Here is a 16731-nt window from a genome sequence, read left to right on the forward strand (position 1 = left end):
CTGGCCGCGGCGCAGCCTCTCAGCGCAGGCCGGTCAGCTGACGGGCCATGCGCACGGCCGCCAGCAGGCTGGCCGGATCGGCCACCCCGTGGCCGGCGATGTCGAAAGCCGTGCCATGGTCCGGGCTGGTGCGCACGAAAGGCAGTCCCAAGGTCACGTTCACGCCCTGCTCCACGCCCAGGTACTTCACCGGGATCAGGCCCTGGTCGTGGTACATGGCCAGGACCACATCGAACTCCCTGAACATGCCCTCGCGCGCCCGCGCCCGCATGAACACGGTGTCGGGCGGCCAGGGGCCGCTGGCATCGATGCCCTCGGCCCGCGCGGCTGCGATGGCCGGTGCAATCAGTTCGAGGTCTTCGCGGCCGAAAAGGCCGCCTTCTCCTGCGTGCGGGTTCAGGCCCGCCACGGCGATGCGCGGCGCTGCGCCGAGCACGGCACTGAGCGCCTGATGCGTGATGCGCAGGGTCTGCAGCACGCCGTCGGTGCTCAGGCTGTCGATGGCCTGCCGAAGCGCCATGTGAATGCTGACCAGCACCGTGCGCAACTCGTCGTTGGCCAGCATCATCCGCACCGGTACCTGATCGATGGACAGCCCGGCATGCGCAGCGGCTTCGGCCTGCAGCAGTTCCGTGTGGCCAGGGAAAGGGAAACCGGCCGCCGACAGCGACTCCTTGTGCAGCGGCGCCGTGACCATGCCGCCGATCTCTGCGCGCAGGGCCGCGCGCGCCGCCCACACCACCGCATCGCCGGCCATGCGGCCCGCCGCGGCGCTGACATGGCCCATGGCCGGCAGCGCATCGACCGGCATCACGGCCTGCAGGACCGGCACGCAGCGCGGCGGCAATGACGCTGCCTGCGAGGCCTGCTCGATCTCCAGCACCGGCCACGGCGGGGAGCCATCCTGGGCCAGCGCGCGCACGGCATGGCGCATCACGGCCACGTCGCCGGCCACGAAGCAACCATGCATGGCTTCAGGCGCGCGCTGGAAGGCCTTGACCAGGATTTCCGGTCCGATGCCGGCCGGATCGCCCTGCGTCAGGGCCAGTGGCGCTTGCGCGCCAGGAGACTGCGGCGTGCTCATGCGGGGTTGTCGATGTCGATGAACCGATGCGCGATGCCCAGTTGCGTCGCCACATGCGCCGCGACGGCCGGCGCGCCATAGCGCTCGGTGGCATGGTGGCCGGCCGCGATGAAGCCCACGCCCAGTTCGCGCGCATAGTGCGCCTGCGGCTCGGAGATTTCGCCGGTGATGAACGCATCGGCGCCCGCAGCGATGGCGGCCTCGAATAAGCCTTGCGCGCCGCCCGTGCACCAGGCGAGCGTGCGCACGGGCCGGCCCGTTGCGCCTGGCACGCACTGCACGCCCCGGCCCAGCCGGGCAGACACATGGTCGGCCAGCGCCTGCGTGTCGTCGAAGTGCTGGCCTTCGCCGGGTGTGCCCAGCCATCCCAGGTCCTGATCGCCAAAGCGGCTGCCCAGGCCCTCGCGCGCGGCAAAGCCCAGATGCAGGCCCAGCTGCGCGTTGTTGCCCAGTTGCGGATGGGCGTCCAGCGGCAGGTGGTAGGCGTAGAGGTTGATGTCGTGCTGCAGCAGCAGGGCCAGGCGCTGCTTCATCCAGCCGGTCACACGCCCGTCATGGCCGCGCCAGAACAGGCCGTGGTGCACGAAGATCGCATCGGCCTCTTCAGCAATCGCGGCCTCGATCAGCGCCCGGCTGGCGGTCACGCCGCTGACCAGCCGGCGCACCCCGCGGCGGCCCTCGACCTGCAGGCCGTTGGGGCCGTAGTCCTTGAAGCGGGCCGGCTGCAGCAGCGCATCGCAGGCCTGCAGCAATTCATCGCGCGTGGTCATGTGCATCGATGAATTGTCTCAGGCGCTGCCTGGCCGCCTCAGCCCCTGGGCTGCCAGCCGCGCGAGGCGAAGGGCCACAGGCCGATCAGGAAGCCCAGCACCGACACGAAGGCCACGTAGTGGGCCGGTGCCATCTGGTCGTACTTCTGCCAGACGCTGATCAGCACCGGCGTGAGGCCGCCGAACACGGCATAGGCCATGTTGTAGGCGAAGGACAGGCCCGAGAAGCGCACGGCGGGCGGGAAGGCGCGCACACCCACGATGGGCAGCAGCGCGATGGAACCGACGAACAGGCCGATCAGCGCATAGCCCCACACCAGCGATGCGGCCGTTCCCGGCAGGCCCAGGTAGAACAGGTAGGTGGTCACGAACAGCCCGCCCCAGCCGATCAGCATCACGGCCTTGGTGCCGATGCGGTCCGATGCCCAGCCCACCAGCGCACAGCCGATGGTCAGCGTGAAGGTGGCGGCCAGGTTGGCCTGCAGCGACAGCTTGGCCGGGATCTGGAACACCTTCTGCAGGTAGGCCGGCGTGAACAGGATCACCACCACGATGGCTGTGGACAGCACCCAGGTCATCAGCGCCACCAGCACGATGGCCTTGCGGTGGTCGCGCAGCACGGTCTTGAGTGGCAGCTCGCGCGCCACCTTCTTGCGCTCGGCCAGTTCCTGGAACACGGGCGTTTCCTCCAGGTAGCGGCGCAGGTAAACCGACACCATGCCGAAGACGCCGCCCAGGATGAAGGGGATGCGCCATGCCCAGTCATGGATTTCGGCCGGGGTGTACCAGCTGTTCAGCGCCACCGCGATCAGCGAGCCCAGCAGGATGCCGCCCGTGATGCCGGCCGTCAGCGTGCCCACGGCCATGCCGTAGTGGCGCTGCGGCACGTGCTCGGCCACGAAGACCCAGGCGCCCGGCATCTCGCCGCCGATGGCCGCCCCCTGCAGGATGCGCATGGCCAGCAGCAGCAGCGGCGCCGCGATGCCGATGGCCGTATAGGTGGGCAGCAAGCCGATGACCAGCGTGGGCAGCGACATCAGGAAGATCGACAGCGTGAACATGCGCTTGCGGCCCAGGATGTCGCCGAAATGCGCAATGACGATGCCGCCCAGCGGGCGGGCCAGGTAGCCGGCCGCGAAGATGCCCAGTGTCTGCAGTTGGCGCAGCCAGTCGGGCATGTCGGCCGGAAAGAACAGCGTCCCCAGCACGTTGGCAAAGAACACGAAAACGACGAAGTCGTAGAACTCCAGCGTGCCGCCGAGGGCCGAAAGCCCCAGCGTCTGGTAGTCGCGTTTGCCCAGCGTGCGCTGGGCGGCGGGCGCAGCCGCGCCCGGGAAGGTGGTGGTCGATGTCATGAGCGAAACAGCAGATCGACGGCACAGACCGCCGCCGCGCCCGAACGGTGTGAACGGCGCAGGTGGCAGGGCCTGTGACTGACAGGAGCGATCCGCGCGCCGCCTGCGGGCCGGTCAGGCCGAGGCAAGGCGCCAGAATGCGAAGAGCCGCTTGCGGCGCACCGGGTAGGCAGCGCCGCCAAGCGGCGGAAAGCCGGTTGGGCCGGGTGATTTTAAGGGTTTACCCTTTATCGCACCGGGATGCGCGCTTGTCCGACAAGCTCACGCGGCCTTCCGCGCCACGGGGCTGAACGACAATTGCGGCCCTGCCGGCCACCGGCCCTCCACCGCCCGCCCCTCCTTTCTCCTGCTCATGAAGCGCATCTGGTTGCTGTTCTCCCAGGCCGTCACCGTCCTGCTCGCCGCCTTCTTCGTCGTCGCCACGCTCAAGCCGCAATGGGTGCAGCGCGGAGCGGCGAGTTCGCTGGGTGGTGTGGTCTCCATCATCGAAACCCCCATCAGCAGCAGCGCGCCCACACCCGCGCCGGGCAGCTACAGCGCGGCGGCGCAAAGGGCTTCGCCTGCGGTGGTAAGCATCAACACCAGCAAGGCGGTGCGCGCGCATCCCTACAGCAACGACCCCTTCTTCCGCTTCTTCTTCGGCGACCAGGCGCAGAGCCAGCCGCAGGTGGGCCTGGGCAGCGGCGTGATCGTGAGCCCCGAGGGCTACATCCTGACGAACAACCACGTCATCGAAAGCGCCGACGAAATCGAGGTGCATCTGGCCGACGGCCGCCAGGCGCTGGCCAAGGTGATCGGCACCGACCCCGAGACCGACCTGGCCGTACTCAAGATCGACCTGGACCGGCTGCCCGTCATCGTCATCGGCGATTCGGACCACCTGCTGGTGGGCGACCAGGTACTGGCCATCGGCAACCCCTTCGGCGTGGGGCAGACCGTGACCAGCGGCATCGTCTCTGCATTGGGGCGCAACCAGCTGGGCATCAACGACTTCGAGAACTTCATCCAGACCGATGCGGCCATCAACCCCGGCAACTCGGGTGGCGCGCTGATCGACGTGAACGGCAACCTGCTGGGCATCAACACGGCGATCTATTCGCGCTCGGGTGGCAGCATGGGGATCGGATTCGCCATTCCGGCCTCGATGGCCAAGCTGGTGCTCGAAGGCATCGTGCGCGACGGGCGCGTCACGCGCGGCTGGATCGGCGTGGAGCCCAGCGACCTGTCGCCCGAGCTGGCCGAGACTTTCGGCGTGAAGGCGACGTCGGGCGTGATCATCACGGGCGTGCTGCAGAACGGCCCGGCCGCGCAGGCCGGCATCCGCCCAGGCGACGTGATCACCGAAGTGGGCGAGAAGAAGGTGGCCAACTTCAAGGAACTGCTCACGGCCGTGGCCAACCTGCGGCCCGGGACCGCATCGGCCTTCACCGTGCAACGCGGCAATGAACGCCTGGCATTGCAGGTCACACCCGGCACGCGGCCACCACGGCGGGTGCCGCCGGGGCAGTAGCCCGGGAAGATCAGGAAGAAGAGGACGAAGACGACTCGGAGGAATCCGATTCGTCTTCAGGCGTGCGGCTGCCGCGCGCGAAGTAGTGGGCCGCGATGATGCCCACCTCGTAGAGCAGACACATGGGCACGGCCAGGGCCAGCTGTGAGATCACATCAGGCGGCGTCACCACGGCAGCCACCACGAAAGCCACCACGATGAAGTAGCCGCGGAAGGAGCGCAGCTTCTCAATGGTGACCATGTTGAAGCGCACCAGCAGCATCACCACGATGGGCACCTGGAAGGCCATGCCAAAAGCCAGGTACAGCGACAGGATGGCTTCCACGTAGGAGGAAATGTCCGGCGTGGCCGCCACGGCTGCAGGCGTGAACTTCTGGATGAAGCCGAACATCTTGTCCAGCACGAAGAGCTGCACAAACGCGATGCCGGCATAGGCCAGGCCGCTGCCGAACACGATGAGCGGTAGCGCAAAGCGCTTCTCATGGCTGTAGAGACCCGGTGCCACGAACATCCATGCTTGGTACATCAGCCATGGCAGGGCCAGCAGCACGGCGGCCATCATCAGCACCTTCAGCGGCACGAAGAAAGGCGAGAAAACGCCCACCGCGATGAGCTTGGCATCGGGCGGCATGTGCGCGCGGATGGGCATGGCGATCAGGTCGATCAGCCCGCCCGGCCCGGGCCACAGGGCCAGCAGCGCCGCCGCCGCCGCCACACCATAGACGCAGTACAGCAGCCGGTCGCGCAGTTCGGCCAGATGGGCCACGAAAGGCTGCTCGGTGCCGGCCAGCTCGTCTTCTTTGTTCTTGGTGTCGGGATCAGCCATCGCGCAGGGGACACCGGGCCGCGGAGTGGGCACCGGATGGAAGGTGAGGAAAGGTCACAGGAGGCCGCAGCCAGCAGCAGCGAATGGGCGTCGCAACTTACTTGAAGCGCCGCGGGCGGTGGCGGGCCACGCGCGCAGCGCCTGACAACGCCTTGCTACGCACACCCGCACGCGCCTTGTACCACTGCGGCACGGCACCCTGCTTGAGGCGCCATTTCTTGCCCGGATGCCGGTAGCTCGGGTAGAGGGGAGCAGGCTCGAAAGCGCTGGCCGTATCCAGGCCGCCGCCATCGCCGCTCGCGTTGTCGGAGAAGCTCAGCTTGTCCTGCACATCCTGGGCGCCCGTGCGGATGCTGCCTTCCACGTCGCGCGCAGCACCCTCCACCGTGTCCTTCATCTTGCGCAGCTCATCCAGCTCCATGGAGCGGTTGACCTCGGCCTTGACGTCGTTCACATAGCGCTGGGCCTTGCCCAGCAGCGTGCCCACCGTGCGAGCCACGCGGGGCAGCTTTTCAGGGCCGATGACGATCAGCGCCACCGCGCCGATGAGCGCAATCTTGGAGATTCCGAGGTCGATCACGAATCAGCGGATGCGATGACAGCGAATGCCGGGGCTGTGGCGGCCGATCAGGACTTCTGACGCGCTTCGACGTCGATGGTCGACTTGTCGGCCGCGGCGTTGTTGGCCGAAACCTGCTGCTGGGGGGCGGCAGGCGCGTCAGGGGAGGATCCGTCCTTCATGCCGTCCTTGAAACCCTTGACGGCGCCGCCCAGGTCGGAGCCCATGTTCTTGAGTTTCTTGGTGCCGAAGATCATGACGACCACGAGCAAAACGATGAGCCAGTGCCAGATAGAAAGGGTACCCATGGTGGATTTCTCCTGAAGAATCGAACGATTTTAGTCGGGCGTGTGACAGTTCAGCCCCGAAGCCATGGCCGCGGGCCGCCCATCACATGAACGTGGAGGTGGTGCACTTCCTGACCGCCCTCTGCGCCCGTGTTCACGACCACCCTGAACCCCCCTTCCGGATAGGGGTTGCAGCCGTTTTCGGCTGCCAGCCGGGGCGCCAGCGTCATCAGCTTTCCCATCACGCCGGCATCTTCGGGCGTGAGCTGCGCCATGGATGCGATGTGCTTCTTGGGAACCAGCAGGAAATGAACCGGCGCCCAGGGCGCGATGTCGTGAAAGCCGTAGAGGTCCTCGTCCTCGTAGACCTTGCGCGAAGGAATCTGGCCTTCAATGATCTTGCAGAAGATGCAGTTCGGATCGTGCGCCACTCAAAACTCCGGGTCGGGACGGAAGGTCGACAAATGCCTTGAATCCGCCATCAGGCATCCATGGGCCGGCCCGCGTGCAGCCTGACCATGCCCTTGACGATGCGATAGAAGAACCAAAGGGAAATCAGCGTCCAGGCGATCCACCCCGGCACGAGGAACAAGAGCCACAGCCAGGAGGTCAGCAGATACAGCACGCCCGCCCACAGCACAGAGCGGATGCGCCAGCTGAAGTGCGAAGCCTGCCAGGTGCCTTGCGCGTCGTCGCGCTTCACGAAATCGATCAGGAGCGCAGCCAGCAGGATCAGCACCGAGACCTGCGCCCCCGGCACCACCGCACCCAGGGCCACCACCATGTGAAGCAGGTAGCTGACCCAGCCGATGGTGCGCAGCGATTCGGCGTCCTTGTCTTCGACCGTGACGATGTCATTGGGCATGTATTGAAGTCCCTTTGGATGGCGAAGGGTGAGTATTCAGTGCTGGCCGGGCCGAGGTCAAACGCGCACGGCCCATGGCCGCACACGCACTGCCGTCTTCAGTCGCCAGCCGCTTCGCGCCGCTGCGCCTTGCGCAGGGCCTTTTCTTCGATGCCGCTGGTGCCTTCGCGCCGAGCCAGCTCAGCCGCAACGTCGCGCGGCGCGAGTCCATAGTGCGACAGCGCCACCATGCTGTGGAACCACAGGTCGGCGACTTCGTTCACCAGCTTCTGGCGATCACCGCCGTGGTCGGCGTCCTTGGCAGCCAGCACGACTTCCGTGGCCTCTTCGCCGATCTTCTTGAGGAAGGCGTCGGGCCCCTTGTGCAACAGGCGCGCCACATAGCTGGCTTCGGGGTCGCCGCCGCTCCCAGGCCGCCGACTGTCGATCACCGCGGCCAGCCGGTCCAGAACATCGCCAGTGCTCATGGCAGCGTCGGAGGAGGCAGAAAGGGGAACCGGGGCAGGAGCGGCAACAGTCATGGTTCGCGTCATTTGTAGATGGACTCCGGGTCTTTCAAGACCGGATCGACGGCCTGCCACGCCCCCTCAGAATATTTCTGGAAGAAACAACTGTGCCGGCCGGTGTGACAAGCGATTCCGGGCTCATGCCCCTGCTGGGTGACCTCCAGCAGGACGACATCGTTGTCGCAGTCCAGGCGCACGCTGTGCACGGTCTGCACATGGCCCGACTCTTCTCCCTTGAACCAGAGTTTGCCGCGCGAGCGGCTGAAGTAGACCGCACGGCCCAGCTCCACCGTCTTGGCCAAAGCCTCTCGGTTCATCCAGGCGAACATGAGCACATCTTTGGTGCCTTTTTCCTGGGCAATCGCCGGCACCAAGCCGTTGGCGTCCCATCTGACATCATCAAGCCAAGTCATCGAGGTATTGTCACCTACTCGCGCAAGCGCGGAAAAAGCCTCTGCGTGGCTGTAACCGTCTGTACACCGTGCCCACTGTTGCAAGAACGTCAAAACCCGAGGTTTTGAGTATTTCCAGAGGGCAGCTAACATCAGCCAACCTAACTGGGGAGAGTCCTCCTATGAACGCCCGTCAACTGATTTCCATCTTCGCCCTCAGCGCCGTGTGCAGCGCTCCTGTGTTTGCGCAAAACACCCCCGGCACCACGAGCCCGAATGCATCGACGACGGGCCAGGTCGCCGCAGCAGGCGGCGCCGGCGCAGCTAGCGCCGCGTCTGGCGACATTTCCAGGGAGAAGGTCATCGGTGCCGGCGCCGCTGCCGCAGTTCTGGCAGTCGCCCTGAGCCAGGGCAATGGCGGTGGCCGCAGCATCTTCCCGCCCACCGGCAGCACGGGCACCACGGGTACGACCGGCACCACCCGCTGATGTTTCGCACCCTCCGGCAAGGAGGGCCCGAATCCCGTCTCTTTCGCCCTGCATGGATGCGCTGGTGGGCTTCGTGCGCCCTCGTAGCCGCATTTTTGGGCATGGTCGGCTGCAGCAGCGGCCAGACTCAGGTGTATGGCGCGGCCAAGCGCGCATTTGCCAGCGAGGGCGCGCCAGCCGCCCCGCTGGACGCGCGCTATCGCTATTTGCGCGCCAACATTGATGGCCGCGTTGCGTTCCTGGCACTGGGGTATCTTGATCAGCTTCCCGAGGGTGCTACCGAGGTCTGGTACAGCGGCTCCGGCGAAGTTTTTCGCCTCCGCGAGGGCCGCATCGTGGGCACGACCGGGTTGCGCGGTGTCAGAAACTGGCAGGCCGTGCGCTATTCGGCCCTGCCAGCCTGGGCTGTACCCCCGTCTTCAACGCGCCCCGACCGACCGAGTGAGATCACACGTTTTACGCGCGAGCGCGATCTGATGCCCGGCTATCGAATGGCAGTGCGCGACGACATCGTGCAGACACGCATCGCCGCACCGGAGCGCACCCAGGCGCTGCAGGTGCAAGGCGCCGGGCTGCAGTGGTTTGAGGAGCGAAGCTCCACCGTGCCGGCGGACGAAGCGCTGCCGCCCTCCCGTTATGCGGTGACCGTGGCCAACGGACGAGCCGAGGTGCTCTATTCCGAGCAATGCCTGGCCGCCAACTTCTGCCTCAGCCTGGAGCGCTGGGTTCCCCATGCGGCGGCCGCCGCCCCTCTCCCGACTGCAGCGGCCGTCGACAAGGACTCATGACGCCCCCCGGATCGTCACGCCCCCCTTTCCCCCTCTGTCTTGGCGCCGTGATGGCGAGCTTGCTGTTGGGGTTCCATGCCATACCGGCACGCGGCGCTGACGCTGCGCGAGCAAGTGCCGCACCCTCGGCCGACCACGGCTCTTCCTCTGCGCAGGCCCCCGGCGCCATCGTTCCCGGCGAGCGCCTGAGCCAATGGCTCCTGCGCCAACCCGACGGCCAGCAACTCGCCAACCCCGGATTGGCCTGGCAGGTGCGCGAAGAAGAGCTGCCGCAGCTGCACCTGAAAAACACCTTGCTGGTCCAACTGGAGGCCTGGGTGCGCGACGCTGCGCACGCGCATCAACGCCTCGAGGGAACCAAGCTGCTGGCGTGGTTGCGCGCGCTGCCGGTCACGGGCCGCGTGGGGCTCCAGGCGACGGACCCGCGCTGGCTGGAGGTGAATCCGCGTCACGACCCGATTCTCGAAGCCGGCCAGCGCCTGGTGCCCTCGCCCTGGCCGCTGCAGACGGTGGCCCTGTTGCGGCCCGACGGCGAGCTGTGCCAGGTCAGGCACGAGCCCGGCCGGAACGTGCTGGACTATCTGGCGGCCTGCGGCCTGCCCGCCGACGCGGCCGACTGGGCCTGGCTGGCTCAACCCGATGGGCGGACATTCCAGATGGAAGTTGCCGCTTGGAACGCCGGGCCCGTGCAGGAGCCGGCCCCGGGCGCCTGGCTCTGGGCGCCTCCGCGCAGCGCGCGGACGCTGGACGCCATCTCCGAAGGCATCATCAAGTTCCTGGCGACGCAGGGCCCCTCGCCGCAGCTTGCCCCAGCCACCGAAAGCTCCGCCACGCGCCCTGCACCGGCCATGGGCGAAAGCCCATCTGCCATCTCCAGTGCAGGCGCCCCGGCGCCTGCAGCAACCGCGCCTGTCGCCTTGCCCGCGAAGGCTGCGGCCCAGCCCAGGCCCTTCGAGATCGGGGCCAACGACTGGGGCGAGCCCGGCTTGCTGCAGACGCCCAGCGCGCGCATGGCAAGCGCGGGCCACATGCGGGTGACGCTCAGCAACGTGTACCCGTACACGCGCGGGACCGTGTTCTTTCAGCCCCTGGACTGGCTGGAAGGGGGCTTTCGCTACACCTCCGTGTCGAATGTGGCCTACGCCGCCAGCGTGACGGGGCAGTCGACCAAGGACAAGAGCATCGACCTTCGCCTGCGACTGCTCCGGGAGACGGCCCACGTCCCGCAAGTGGTTCTGGGCTTTCGCGACCTCGGGGGCACGGGCCTTTTCTCCAGCGAGTACCTGGTGGCCAGCAAGCGCTGGAGAGATCTGGATTTCAGCCTGGGGCTGGGCTGGGGCAACATCGCAAACGGAAGCAGCATCGGCAATCCGCTTCGCATCCTGGGTGACCGCTTCCGCGTACGTCCAACGGCAGATGGCGCGGGCACCGTGAATTTCAGCTCGATGTTTCGCGGGCCGGTGGGCGTGTTCGGCGGCGTGCAATGGCGCACGCCCTGGGATCCGCTGACCCTGAAGATCGAATACGACAGCAACGACTACCAGTCGGAGCCGCTGGGCAACCAGCTGCGGCATCGCTCGCCCATCAACGTCGGCCTCAGCTACCGCCTGGCCCAGGGCGTGACGCTGTCTGCAGGCGTGGAGCGCGGCAACCGCGTGATGCTGGGGCTGAGTGTGGCGTCAGACCTGGCGCAGGCGTCGGCGCCCAAGGTCCTGGACGAACCCGCGCCGACCGTCAACGTGCACGCGCCGCTGCGCCCCGCCGGTTGGGCGCAGACGGCAGAGAACATTGAAACGCAGACCCAGTGGGTGGTGACGCACATCGCACCCGACGGCGAAGGGCTGCATGTCTGGGTGACCGACGCCCAGGCTGCCTACGTCAAGGAGCGCACCCAACGCGCCGTTGCGGTGCTGCACGCGGCCGCGCCGGCCAGCATCCAGCGCTTCGTCCTGCATTTCAGCCAACGTGGCATGGGCGTCAGCACGCAGGTGATCGACCGGGCCGTCTGGGTGAAGCAGCAGGTCCTGCCCCAGTTGCCGCGCCAGGCGCGCGTGGAGCCTGTGACCCACTACCCCGCCGCGGCCAAGGAGAGTGCAGCCGGGCGGATCAGTGCAGGGCAGATTCCGCCTGCGGCACCAGCCGCCGCTGCGCCGGCAGGCGGCCAGCCCCAGGGCGAGGCCGTGGAAGGCCCATGGACGGCTCCGAGCGACAGGTTCAGCTGGTCCATCGCGCCCAGCTTCCAGCCGATCATCGGCGGACCCGACGCCTTCCTCATCTACCAACTGGGCCTGGCAGCCTCGGCCGAATACCGCTTCACCGAGCGCACCTGGCTCAGCGGTACCGTGAACTGGCGGCTGGCCGACAACTACAGCAAGTTCAGCTACACCGCGCCCAGCAACCTGCCGCGCGTGCGCACCTTCCAGCGCGAGTACGCCATCAGCAGCCGCGTGACGCTGCCCAACCTGCAGCTGACCCATGTCGGCCAGTGGGCGCCCGGCCACTACTACAGCGTGTACGGCGGGATGCTCGAGAGCATGTTCGCCGGCGTGGGCGGTGAATGGCTCTACCGCCCCTGGCACAGCCGCGTGGCCTTCGGCGTCGATGTGAACCGTGTGCGTCAGCGCGGCTTCAAACAGGACTTCAGCCTGCGCGACTACGAGATCACCACCGGCCACGCGACCCTCTACTGGGACACGGGCTGGAAGGGCGTGATGGCCAGGGTGTCCGTGGGCCAGTACCTGGCGGGCGATCGCGGCGCCACCATCGATGTTTCGCGCCGCTTCGACAACGGCCTGGTCATTGGCGCCTATGCCACCAAGACCAACGTGTCTTCCGAGCAGTTCGGCGAAGGCGGCTTCGACAAGGGCATCTACCTCAACATTCCGCTCGACGCGCTGCTGCCCCGCTCCACCAAGGGCAACTTCGGCTTCGTGTGGAACCCGCTGACGCGGGACGGCGGCGCGCGGCTGATCCGGGCCCAGCCGCTTTACGAGCTGACTTCCGGAACGGACCCGCGCGCGCCGCACATCGGGCCGCCCGTCTCGAAGACCCCGGGGAACGGGGACAATCTGCTCGATTTCGAGAATCGCCGTTGAGCCCAGCTGCCCCAAGTTCAACCCCACCCAAGCCATGAAGTCCATCCTTGTCGTGTGCATCGGCAACATCTGCCGCAGCCCCATGGGGCAGGTCCTGCTGGCCGATGCACTGCCGCACATGGACGTGTCATCCGCCGGTCTCGGGGCACTGGTCGGCAACCCGGCCGATCCCATCGCGGCCGAGCTGATGACCGCCCGCGGCCTCGACGTGGGCGCACACCGCGCGCGCCAGATCAACCAGGCCATGTGCCTGCAGTCGGACCTGATCCTGGTGATGGACGACGAGCAGCGTCGCCACGTGGAAGCACGCTACCCCTTTGCCATGGGGAAGGTGTTCCGTCTCGGCGACGCGGCCAGGATCAACATTCCAGACCCGTACCGCCGCGGTCGGTCCGCCTTTGAACAGGCTTTGCAGATGATTGATGCGGGTGCCCAGGCATGGGCCGAACGCATCCGGAGGATCCAACAATGAACGCACATTCCGCATCGACCCCCGACGGCCAGCGAGCGCCGCGCCCCACTCCCATCGAGGCGGACGACGACGAGATCAATCTGATCGAGTACCTGGACATCCTGATCGACCAGAAATGGCTGATCGCGGGCATCACGGCGGTGGCGCTGGCAGCGGGCGTGGCCTATGCACTGCTGGCCACGCCGATCTATCAAACCAACGTCCTGGTCCAGGTCGAGGACTCGGCACCCGAAGCCAAGGGCTTTCTGGGCGATGCCGGCAGCCTCTTCGACGTGAAGACGCCTGCAACCGGGGAAATCCAGGTCATCCGCTCACGCATGGTGCTGGGCGCGGCCGTGGAGCAGACCCGCTACTACCTGGACGCGCAGCCCAGGTACACCCCCTTCTTTGGCCGCTGGATGGCCGCCCGGGCCGATGGCCTGTCCACGCCGGGCTTTTTGGGTATGGGCGGCTTCGTCAGCGGCACCGAGCGGATCGAGGTGGACCATTTCGAGCTGCCCTCCTCGCTGCAGGGCCAGGGCGAGTTCACCGTCACGGCCAGGGGCGAAGGCCGCTACACGCTGACGCACGAGCTGCTGCCCGAGCCCCTGCAGGGCACGGTCGGCCAGCCGCTCAAGCACGTGCTGCCCGGTGACCAGGCCATCGACCTGCTCATCACACGGCTTGACGGCGAAGCCGGCGCCGAGTTCAGCATCGAACGCGCGTCGCAGTTGGCCTCGGTCGAAGAACTGCAGCGCGGGCTTCAGATTTCCGAGCAGGGCCGCCAGTCGAACGTGATCAACGTGGTGCTGGAAGGCAGCGACCGCGCACGGCTGCAATCGATCCTGAACGCCATTGGCGACCAGTACGTGCGCCAGAACGTGGAGCGCAAGGCCGCCGAAGCGCAGAAAACCCTGGTCTTCCTGGACGAGCAACTGCCCGCCTTCCGCAAGCAGCTCGAAGCCTCGGAAGACGCATTCACGCGCTTTCGCAATCAGAACGGCACGGTGGCTTTCGACGAAGAGGCGCGCGGCGTTCTGCAGCAGAGTATCGAGATGCAAACTAAGCTGCTGGAAGCCCAGCAACAGCGGCGCGAGCTGAGCGCGCGCTTCACCGACAACAACGTCCGCGTGCAGACCGTGGACCGCCAGATCGGCGCCTTGCAGGCCGAGCTCGACAAGCTCAGCAACCGCGTGAGCCGCATGCCCACCATCCAGCAGGATGCACTGCGCCTGGAACGCGATGTGCGCGTGAATGCCGAGCTGTACCAATCGCTGCAGAACAATGCGCTGCAACTGCGGCTGGTGAAAGAAGGCAAGACCGGCAACGTGCGCCTGCTCGACCCCGCCGTGCAGCCCCTTCGCCCGGTCAAACCGCAGAAGCAACTTGTCGCCGCGCTGGCGCTGGTCCTGGGTGCCCTGGCTGGAGTGGCAGCTGCTATTGGTCGGGCACGCCTCATGGGCGGCCTGCGTGATCCGCAGGAGATCGAGGGCCACACGGGCCTGAGCGTGTACGCCACGGTGCCGCTGAGCACCGACCAGCCCGTGCTCGACAAGCGCATCACGGCAGGCGCGCGCGGCATTCAGCTGCTGGCCCACAACGAGCCCGACAGCCTGCCGGTGGAAGCCCTGCGCAGCCTGCGCGTGGCCCTGCAGTTCGCGATGATGGAAGCGGGCAACAACCGTGTGCTGATCACCGGCCCGACGCCAGGCATCGGCAAGAGCTTCATTTCGGCCAACTTCGCAGCCATCATGGCGCAAGGCGGCAAGCGCGTGCTGCTGATCGACGCCGACTTGCGCAAGGGCCACATCAACCGCTCCTTCGGCCTCAAGCGCGAGGGCGGGCTTTCCGAGTTGCTGAACGGCAGCATCACCGCGCAGCAAGCGATCCACGCCGACCTGCTCCCCGGCCTGGACCTGCTCACCACGGGTGCGCTGCCGCCCAATCCGTCGGACATGCTCATGTCCGCCACCTTCGCGCAGTTGCTGGAGTCGCTGTCGGCCCAATACGACCTGGTGATCGTGGACACGCCGCCCGTGCTGGTGGCCGCCGACACCGCGGCCGTGGCGCCCTCTTGCGGCGTGGTGCTGATGGTGGCCCGCTCGGAGCAGACACACATGGGCGAGATCACCGAAAGCGCGCGCCGCCTGGCGCAGGCCGGCACCTCGGTCACCGGCGTGGTCTTCAACGGCATGGACCTGAGCCGCCGCCATTCGGGCAGCTATGGCTACCGCTACGGTGGCTACCGCTACACCGAGTACAAGTACAAGGCCTGATGCACAAGGCCTGATGCCCGCGCGCTGAGCGCCCAAAAAATAACCCGGCCCAAATGGCCGGGTTATTTGTTTGTGGCGGGTGAATCCGCCTACGCGGAGACTGCGGTCCTCTGGGCTGGCGCTTCGGCCTGCAGCGTGGCCGCGATGCGCGAGGCGCATTGCCGGGCTTGCGCGGCGTCCTGCGCCTCCACCATCACGCGCAGCACGGGCTCGGTGCCACTGGCGCGAATCAGCACGCGGCCGCCCTCTCCCAGCTCGGCTTCAACGCGCGCGGTTTCTTCCTGCATGGCAGCGTGCGTCTTCCAGTCCTGGCCTGGCTGCAGCCGAACGTTGATCAGCACCTGGGGGAACAGGCGCACATCGGCCAGCAGTTCTGCCACCGTGCGGCCACTGCGCACGCAGGCCTGCAGCACCTGCAAGGCGCTGACCAGGCCGTCGCCGGTGCTGTGGCGGTCCAGCGCCAGCAGATGGCCAGAGCCTTCGCCGCCCAGCAGCCAGCCACGCTTGTCCAACTCTTCGAGCACGTAGCGGTCGCCCACCTTGGCGCGCACGAAGTCGATGCCCTGGCGCTTGAAGGCCACTTCCACGGCCTTGTTGGTCATCAGCGTGCCGACCACGCCTTCGGGCTTCTCGCCACGCGCGATGCGGTCACGCGCCATGAGGTAGAGCAGTTCGTCGCCATTGAACAGGCGCCCGTCGGCATCGACCCATTGCAGGCGGTCGGCGTCGCCGTCCAGGGCGATGCCGTAGTGGGCCTTGTGCGCCTTCACGGCAGCGATCAGGGCTTCCGGATGCGTCGCGCCCACGCCATCGTTGATGTTCAAGCCGTCGGGCTGCACGCCAATGCTCACCACCTCGGCGCCCAGCTCATGGAACACATTCGGCGCCACCTGGTAGGCCGCGCCGTGCGCCGCATCCACCACCAGCTTCAGGCCGCGCAGGCTCAGCTCGGGCGCAAAGGTGCTCTTGCAGAATTCGATGTAGCGGCCTGCCGCGTCGTCCAGGCGCCGCGCGCGGCCAATGGCCGCGGAGTCGGCCCATTCCGGCGGCTCTGCCAATGCGGCCTCCACCTCCAACTCCCACTCGTCACTGAGTTTGGTGCCCAGCGCGCTGAAGAACTTGATGCCGTTGTCCGGGTAGGGGTTGTGGCTCGCGCTGATCACCACGCCCAGGCTGGCCCGCAGGGCGCGGGTCAGGTAGGCAACGCCTGGCGTGGGCAGCGGGCCGAGCAGCACCACGTCGACGCCGGCGGAGTTCAGGCCCGACTCCAGCGCGGATTCGAGCATGTAGCCCGACAGCCGCGTGTCTTTGCCCACCAGCACCGTGGGGCGGGCTTGCGTGCGCCGGAGCACGCGGCCCACGGCATGGCCCAGCCGAAGCACGAAATCCGGCGTGATGGGCGCGCGGCCCACCGTGCCGCGGATGCCGTCCGTTCCAAAGTACTGTCTGCTCATTGTTGAAGAACCTCTTGAATGGATT

General features: G+C 67.1%; 17 protein-coding genes. 6 read left to right on the top strand and 11 right to left on the bottom strand.

Annotation, left to right across the window (positions count from 1 at the left end):
• Window positions 1–19: 19 nt before the first annotated feature.
• From pdxA to PGB34_RS03750, 3 genes are read right to left on the bottom strand one after another with little or no spacing between them, the layout of a single operon-like run.
• Window positions 20–1084: a 4-hydroxythreonine-4-phosphate dehydrogenase PdxA gene (gene pdxA, locus PGB34_RS03740; protein WP_271426718.1), complete on the bottom strand. Its 1065-nt coding sequence runs from the start codon at window positions 1082–1084 to the stop codon at window positions 20–22.
• Window positions 1081–1860: a Nif3-like dinuclear metal center hexameric protein gene (locus tag PGB34_RS03745; protein ID WP_271426719.1), complete on the bottom strand. Its 780-nt coding sequence runs from the start codon at window positions 1858–1860 to the stop codon at window positions 1081–1083. The genes pdxA and PGB34_RS03745 overlap by 4 nt, the downstream gene beginning before the upstream one ends.
• Before the next feature lie 32 nt (window positions 1861–1892).
• On the bottom strand, window positions 1893–3209 hold the full coding sequence (locus PGB34_RS03750; protein ID WP_271426720.1) for an MFS transporter: 1317 nt from the start codon (window positions 3207–3209) through the stop codon (window positions 1893–1895).
• 352 nt (window positions 3210–3561) lie between these two features.
• Between PGB34_RS03750 and PGB34_RS03755 the strand changes: the two genes are divergently transcribed.
• Window positions 3562–4719, top strand: coding sequence for a trypsin-like peptidase domain-containing protein (locus PGB34_RS03755; protein WP_271426721.1), 1158 nt, complete (start codon window positions 3562–3564; stop codon window positions 4717–4719).
• A 10-nt stretch (window positions 4720–4729) separates the two neighbouring features.
• On the opposite strand, the gene tatC is transcribed toward PGB34_RS03755, so the two are convergent.
• From tatC to hisI, 7 genes are all read right to left on the bottom strand, one after another.
• Complete coding sequence (gene tatC / locus PGB34_RS03760) at window positions 4730–5545, bottom strand: twin-arginine translocase subunit TatC (RefSeq protein WP_271426722.1); 816 nt, start codon at window positions 5543–5545, stop codon at window positions 4730–4732.
• Window positions 5546–5642: 97 nt separating this feature from the next.
• A complete protein-coding gene (gene tatB / locus PGB34_RS03765) occupies window positions 5643–6125 on the bottom strand; it encodes a Sec-independent protein translocase protein TatB (protein ID WP_271426723.1) in 483 nt (160 codons plus the stop codon).
• Window positions 6126–6172: 47 nt separating this feature from the next.
• On the bottom strand, window positions 6173–6412 hold the full coding sequence (tatA, locus tag PGB34_RS03770) for a Sec-independent protein translocase subunit TatA (RefSeq protein ID WP_271426724.1): 240 nt from the start codon (window positions 6410–6412) through the stop codon (window positions 6173–6175).
• A 50-nt stretch (window positions 6413–6462) separates the two neighbouring features.
• Window positions 6463–6822, bottom strand: a complete 360-nt coding sequence (locus PGB34_RS03775) for a histidine triad nucleotide-binding protein (RefSeq protein WP_271426725.1) — start codon at window positions 6820–6822, stop codon at window positions 6463–6465.
• A 50-nt stretch (window positions 6823–6872) separates the two neighbouring features.
• The gene (locus tag PGB34_RS03780) at window positions 6873–7256 is read right to left on the bottom strand and encodes a DUF4870 family protein (RefSeq protein ID WP_271426726.1); all 384 of its coding nucleotides are present in this window, start codon (window positions 7254–7256) and stop codon (window positions 6873–6875) included.
• Window positions 7257–7354: 98 nt separating this feature from the next.
• Entirely contained in the window at window positions 7355–7723 is a 369-nt protein-coding gene (locus tag PGB34_RS03785; RefSeq protein WP_271426727.1) for a phosphoribosyl-ATP diphosphatase, read from the bottom strand.
• Window positions 7724–7785: 62 nt separating this feature from the next.
• Window positions 7786–8175 carry a phosphoribosyl-AMP cyclohydrolase gene (gene hisI / locus PGB34_RS03790; protein ID WP_271426728.1) on the bottom strand — a complete coding sequence of 130 codons (390 nt, stop codon included), beginning with the start codon at window positions 8173–8175 and terminating at the stop codon, window positions 7786–7788.
• A gap of 161 nt (window positions 8176–8336) precedes the next feature.
• On the opposite strand from hisI, the gene PGB34_RS03795 reads away from it, so the two are divergent.
• From PGB34_RS03795 to PGB34_RS03815, 5 genes are all read left to right on the top strand, one after another.
• Window positions 8337–8642, top strand: a complete 306-nt coding sequence (locus PGB34_RS03795; RefSeq protein ID WP_271426729.1) for a hypothetical protein — start codon at window positions 8337–8339, stop codon at window positions 8640–8642.
• Between the two features lie 101 nt (window positions 8643–8743).
• Window positions 8744–9430: a hypothetical protein gene (locus PGB34_RS03800; protein WP_271426730.1), complete on the top strand. Its 687-nt coding sequence runs from the start codon at window positions 8744–8746 to the stop codon at window positions 9428–9430.
• A gap of 50 nt (window positions 9431–9480) precedes the next feature.
• Window positions 9481–12525, top strand: a complete 3045-nt coding sequence (locus PGB34_RS03805; protein WP_408647827.1) for a YjbH domain-containing protein — start codon at window positions 9481–9483, stop codon at window positions 12523–12525.
• 34 nt (window positions 12526–12559) lie between these two features.
• A complete protein-coding gene (locus PGB34_RS03810) occupies window positions 12560–12997 on the top strand; it encodes a low molecular weight protein-tyrosine-phosphatase (protein WP_271426732.1) in 438 nt (145 codons plus the stop codon).
• Window positions 12994–15252 (top strand): polysaccharide biosynthesis tyrosine autokinase, encoded by a 2259-nt coding sequence (locus PGB34_RS03815; protein ID WP_271426733.1) that lies wholly within the window; start codon window positions 12994–12996, stop codon window positions 15250–15252. The genes PGB34_RS03810 and PGB34_RS03815 overlap by 4 nt, the downstream gene beginning before the upstream one ends.
• 89 nt (window positions 15253–15341) lie before the next feature.
• Here PGB34_RS03815 and glmM read toward each other — a convergent pair whose 3' ends face one another.
• Window positions 15342–16706: a phosphoglucosamine mutase gene (gene glmM / locus PGB34_RS03820; RefSeq protein WP_271426734.1), complete on the bottom strand. Its 1365-nt coding sequence runs from the start codon at window positions 16704–16706 to the stop codon at window positions 15342–15344.
• Window positions 16707–16731 lie beyond the last annotated feature (25 nt).

Origin of the sequence: Xenophilus arseniciresistens (assembly GCF_028023875.1) — a bacterium.
Lineage (GTDB): Bacteria > Pseudomonadota > Gammaproteobacteria > Burkholderiales > Burkholderiaceae_C > Xenophilus > Xenophilus arseniciresistens.

What these genes read in the sequence shown, in the direction of transcription:
- pdxA (WP_271426718.1), bottom strand. Translation starts at nt 1,084, where the DNA reads ATGAGCACGCCGCAGTCTCCTGGCGCGCAAGCGCCACTGGCCCTGACG.
- PGB34_RS03745 (WP_271426719.1), bottom strand. Translation starts at nt 1,860, where the DNA reads ATGCACATGACCACGCGCGATGAATTGCTGCAGGCCTGCGATGCGCTG.
- PGB34_RS03750 (WP_271426720.1), bottom strand. Translation starts at nt 3,209, where the DNA reads ATGACATCGACCACCACCTTCCCGGGCGCGGCTGCGCCCGCCGCCCAG.
- PGB34_RS03755 (WP_271426721.1), top strand. Translation starts at nt 3,562, where the DNA reads ATGAAGCGCATCTGGTTGCTGTTCTCCCAGGCCGTCACCGTCCTGCTC.
- tatC (WP_271426722.1), bottom strand. Translation starts at nt 5,545, where the DNA reads ATGGCTGATCCCGACACCAAGAACAAAGAAGACGAGCTGGCCGGCACC.
- tatA (WP_271426724.1), bottom strand. Translation starts at nt 6,412, where the DNA reads ATGGGTACCCTTTCTATCTGGCACTGGCTCATCGTTTTGCTCGTGGTC.
- PGB34_RS03780 (WP_271426726.1), bottom strand. Translation starts at nt 7,256, where the DNA reads ATGCCCAATGACATCGTCACGGTCGAAGACAAGGACGCCGAATCGCTG.
- PGB34_RS03785 (WP_271426727.1), bottom strand. Translation starts at nt 7,723, where the DNA reads ATGAGCACTGGCGATGTTCTGGACCGGCTGGCCGCGGTGATCGACAGT.
- hisI (WP_271426728.1), bottom strand. Translation starts at nt 8,175, where the DNA reads ATGACTTGGCTTGATGATGTCAGATGGGACGCCAACGGCTTGGTGCCG.
- PGB34_RS03795 (WP_271426729.1), top strand. Translation starts at nt 8,337, where the DNA reads ATGAACGCCCGTCAACTGATTTCCATCTTCGCCCTCAGCGCCGTGTGC.
- PGB34_RS03800 (WP_271426730.1), top strand. Translation starts at nt 8,744, where the DNA reads ATGGTCGGCTGCAGCAGCGGCCAGACTCAGGTGTATGGCGCGGCCAAG.
- PGB34_RS03805 (WP_408647827.1), top strand. Translation starts at nt 9,481, where the DNA reads ATGGCGAGCTTGCTGTTGGGGTTCCATGCCATACCGGCACGCGGCGCT.
- PGB34_RS03810 (WP_271426732.1), top strand. Translation starts at nt 12,560, where the DNA reads ATGAAGTCCATCCTTGTCGTGTGCATCGGCAACATCTGCCGCAGCCCC.
- PGB34_RS03815 (WP_271426733.1), top strand. Translation starts at nt 12,994, where the DNA reads ATGAACGCACATTCCGCATCGACCCCCGACGGCCAGCGAGCGCCGCGC.
- glmM (WP_271426734.1), bottom strand. Translation starts at nt 16,706, where the DNA reads ATGAGCAGACAGTACTTTGGAACGGACGGCATCCGCGGCACGGTGGGC.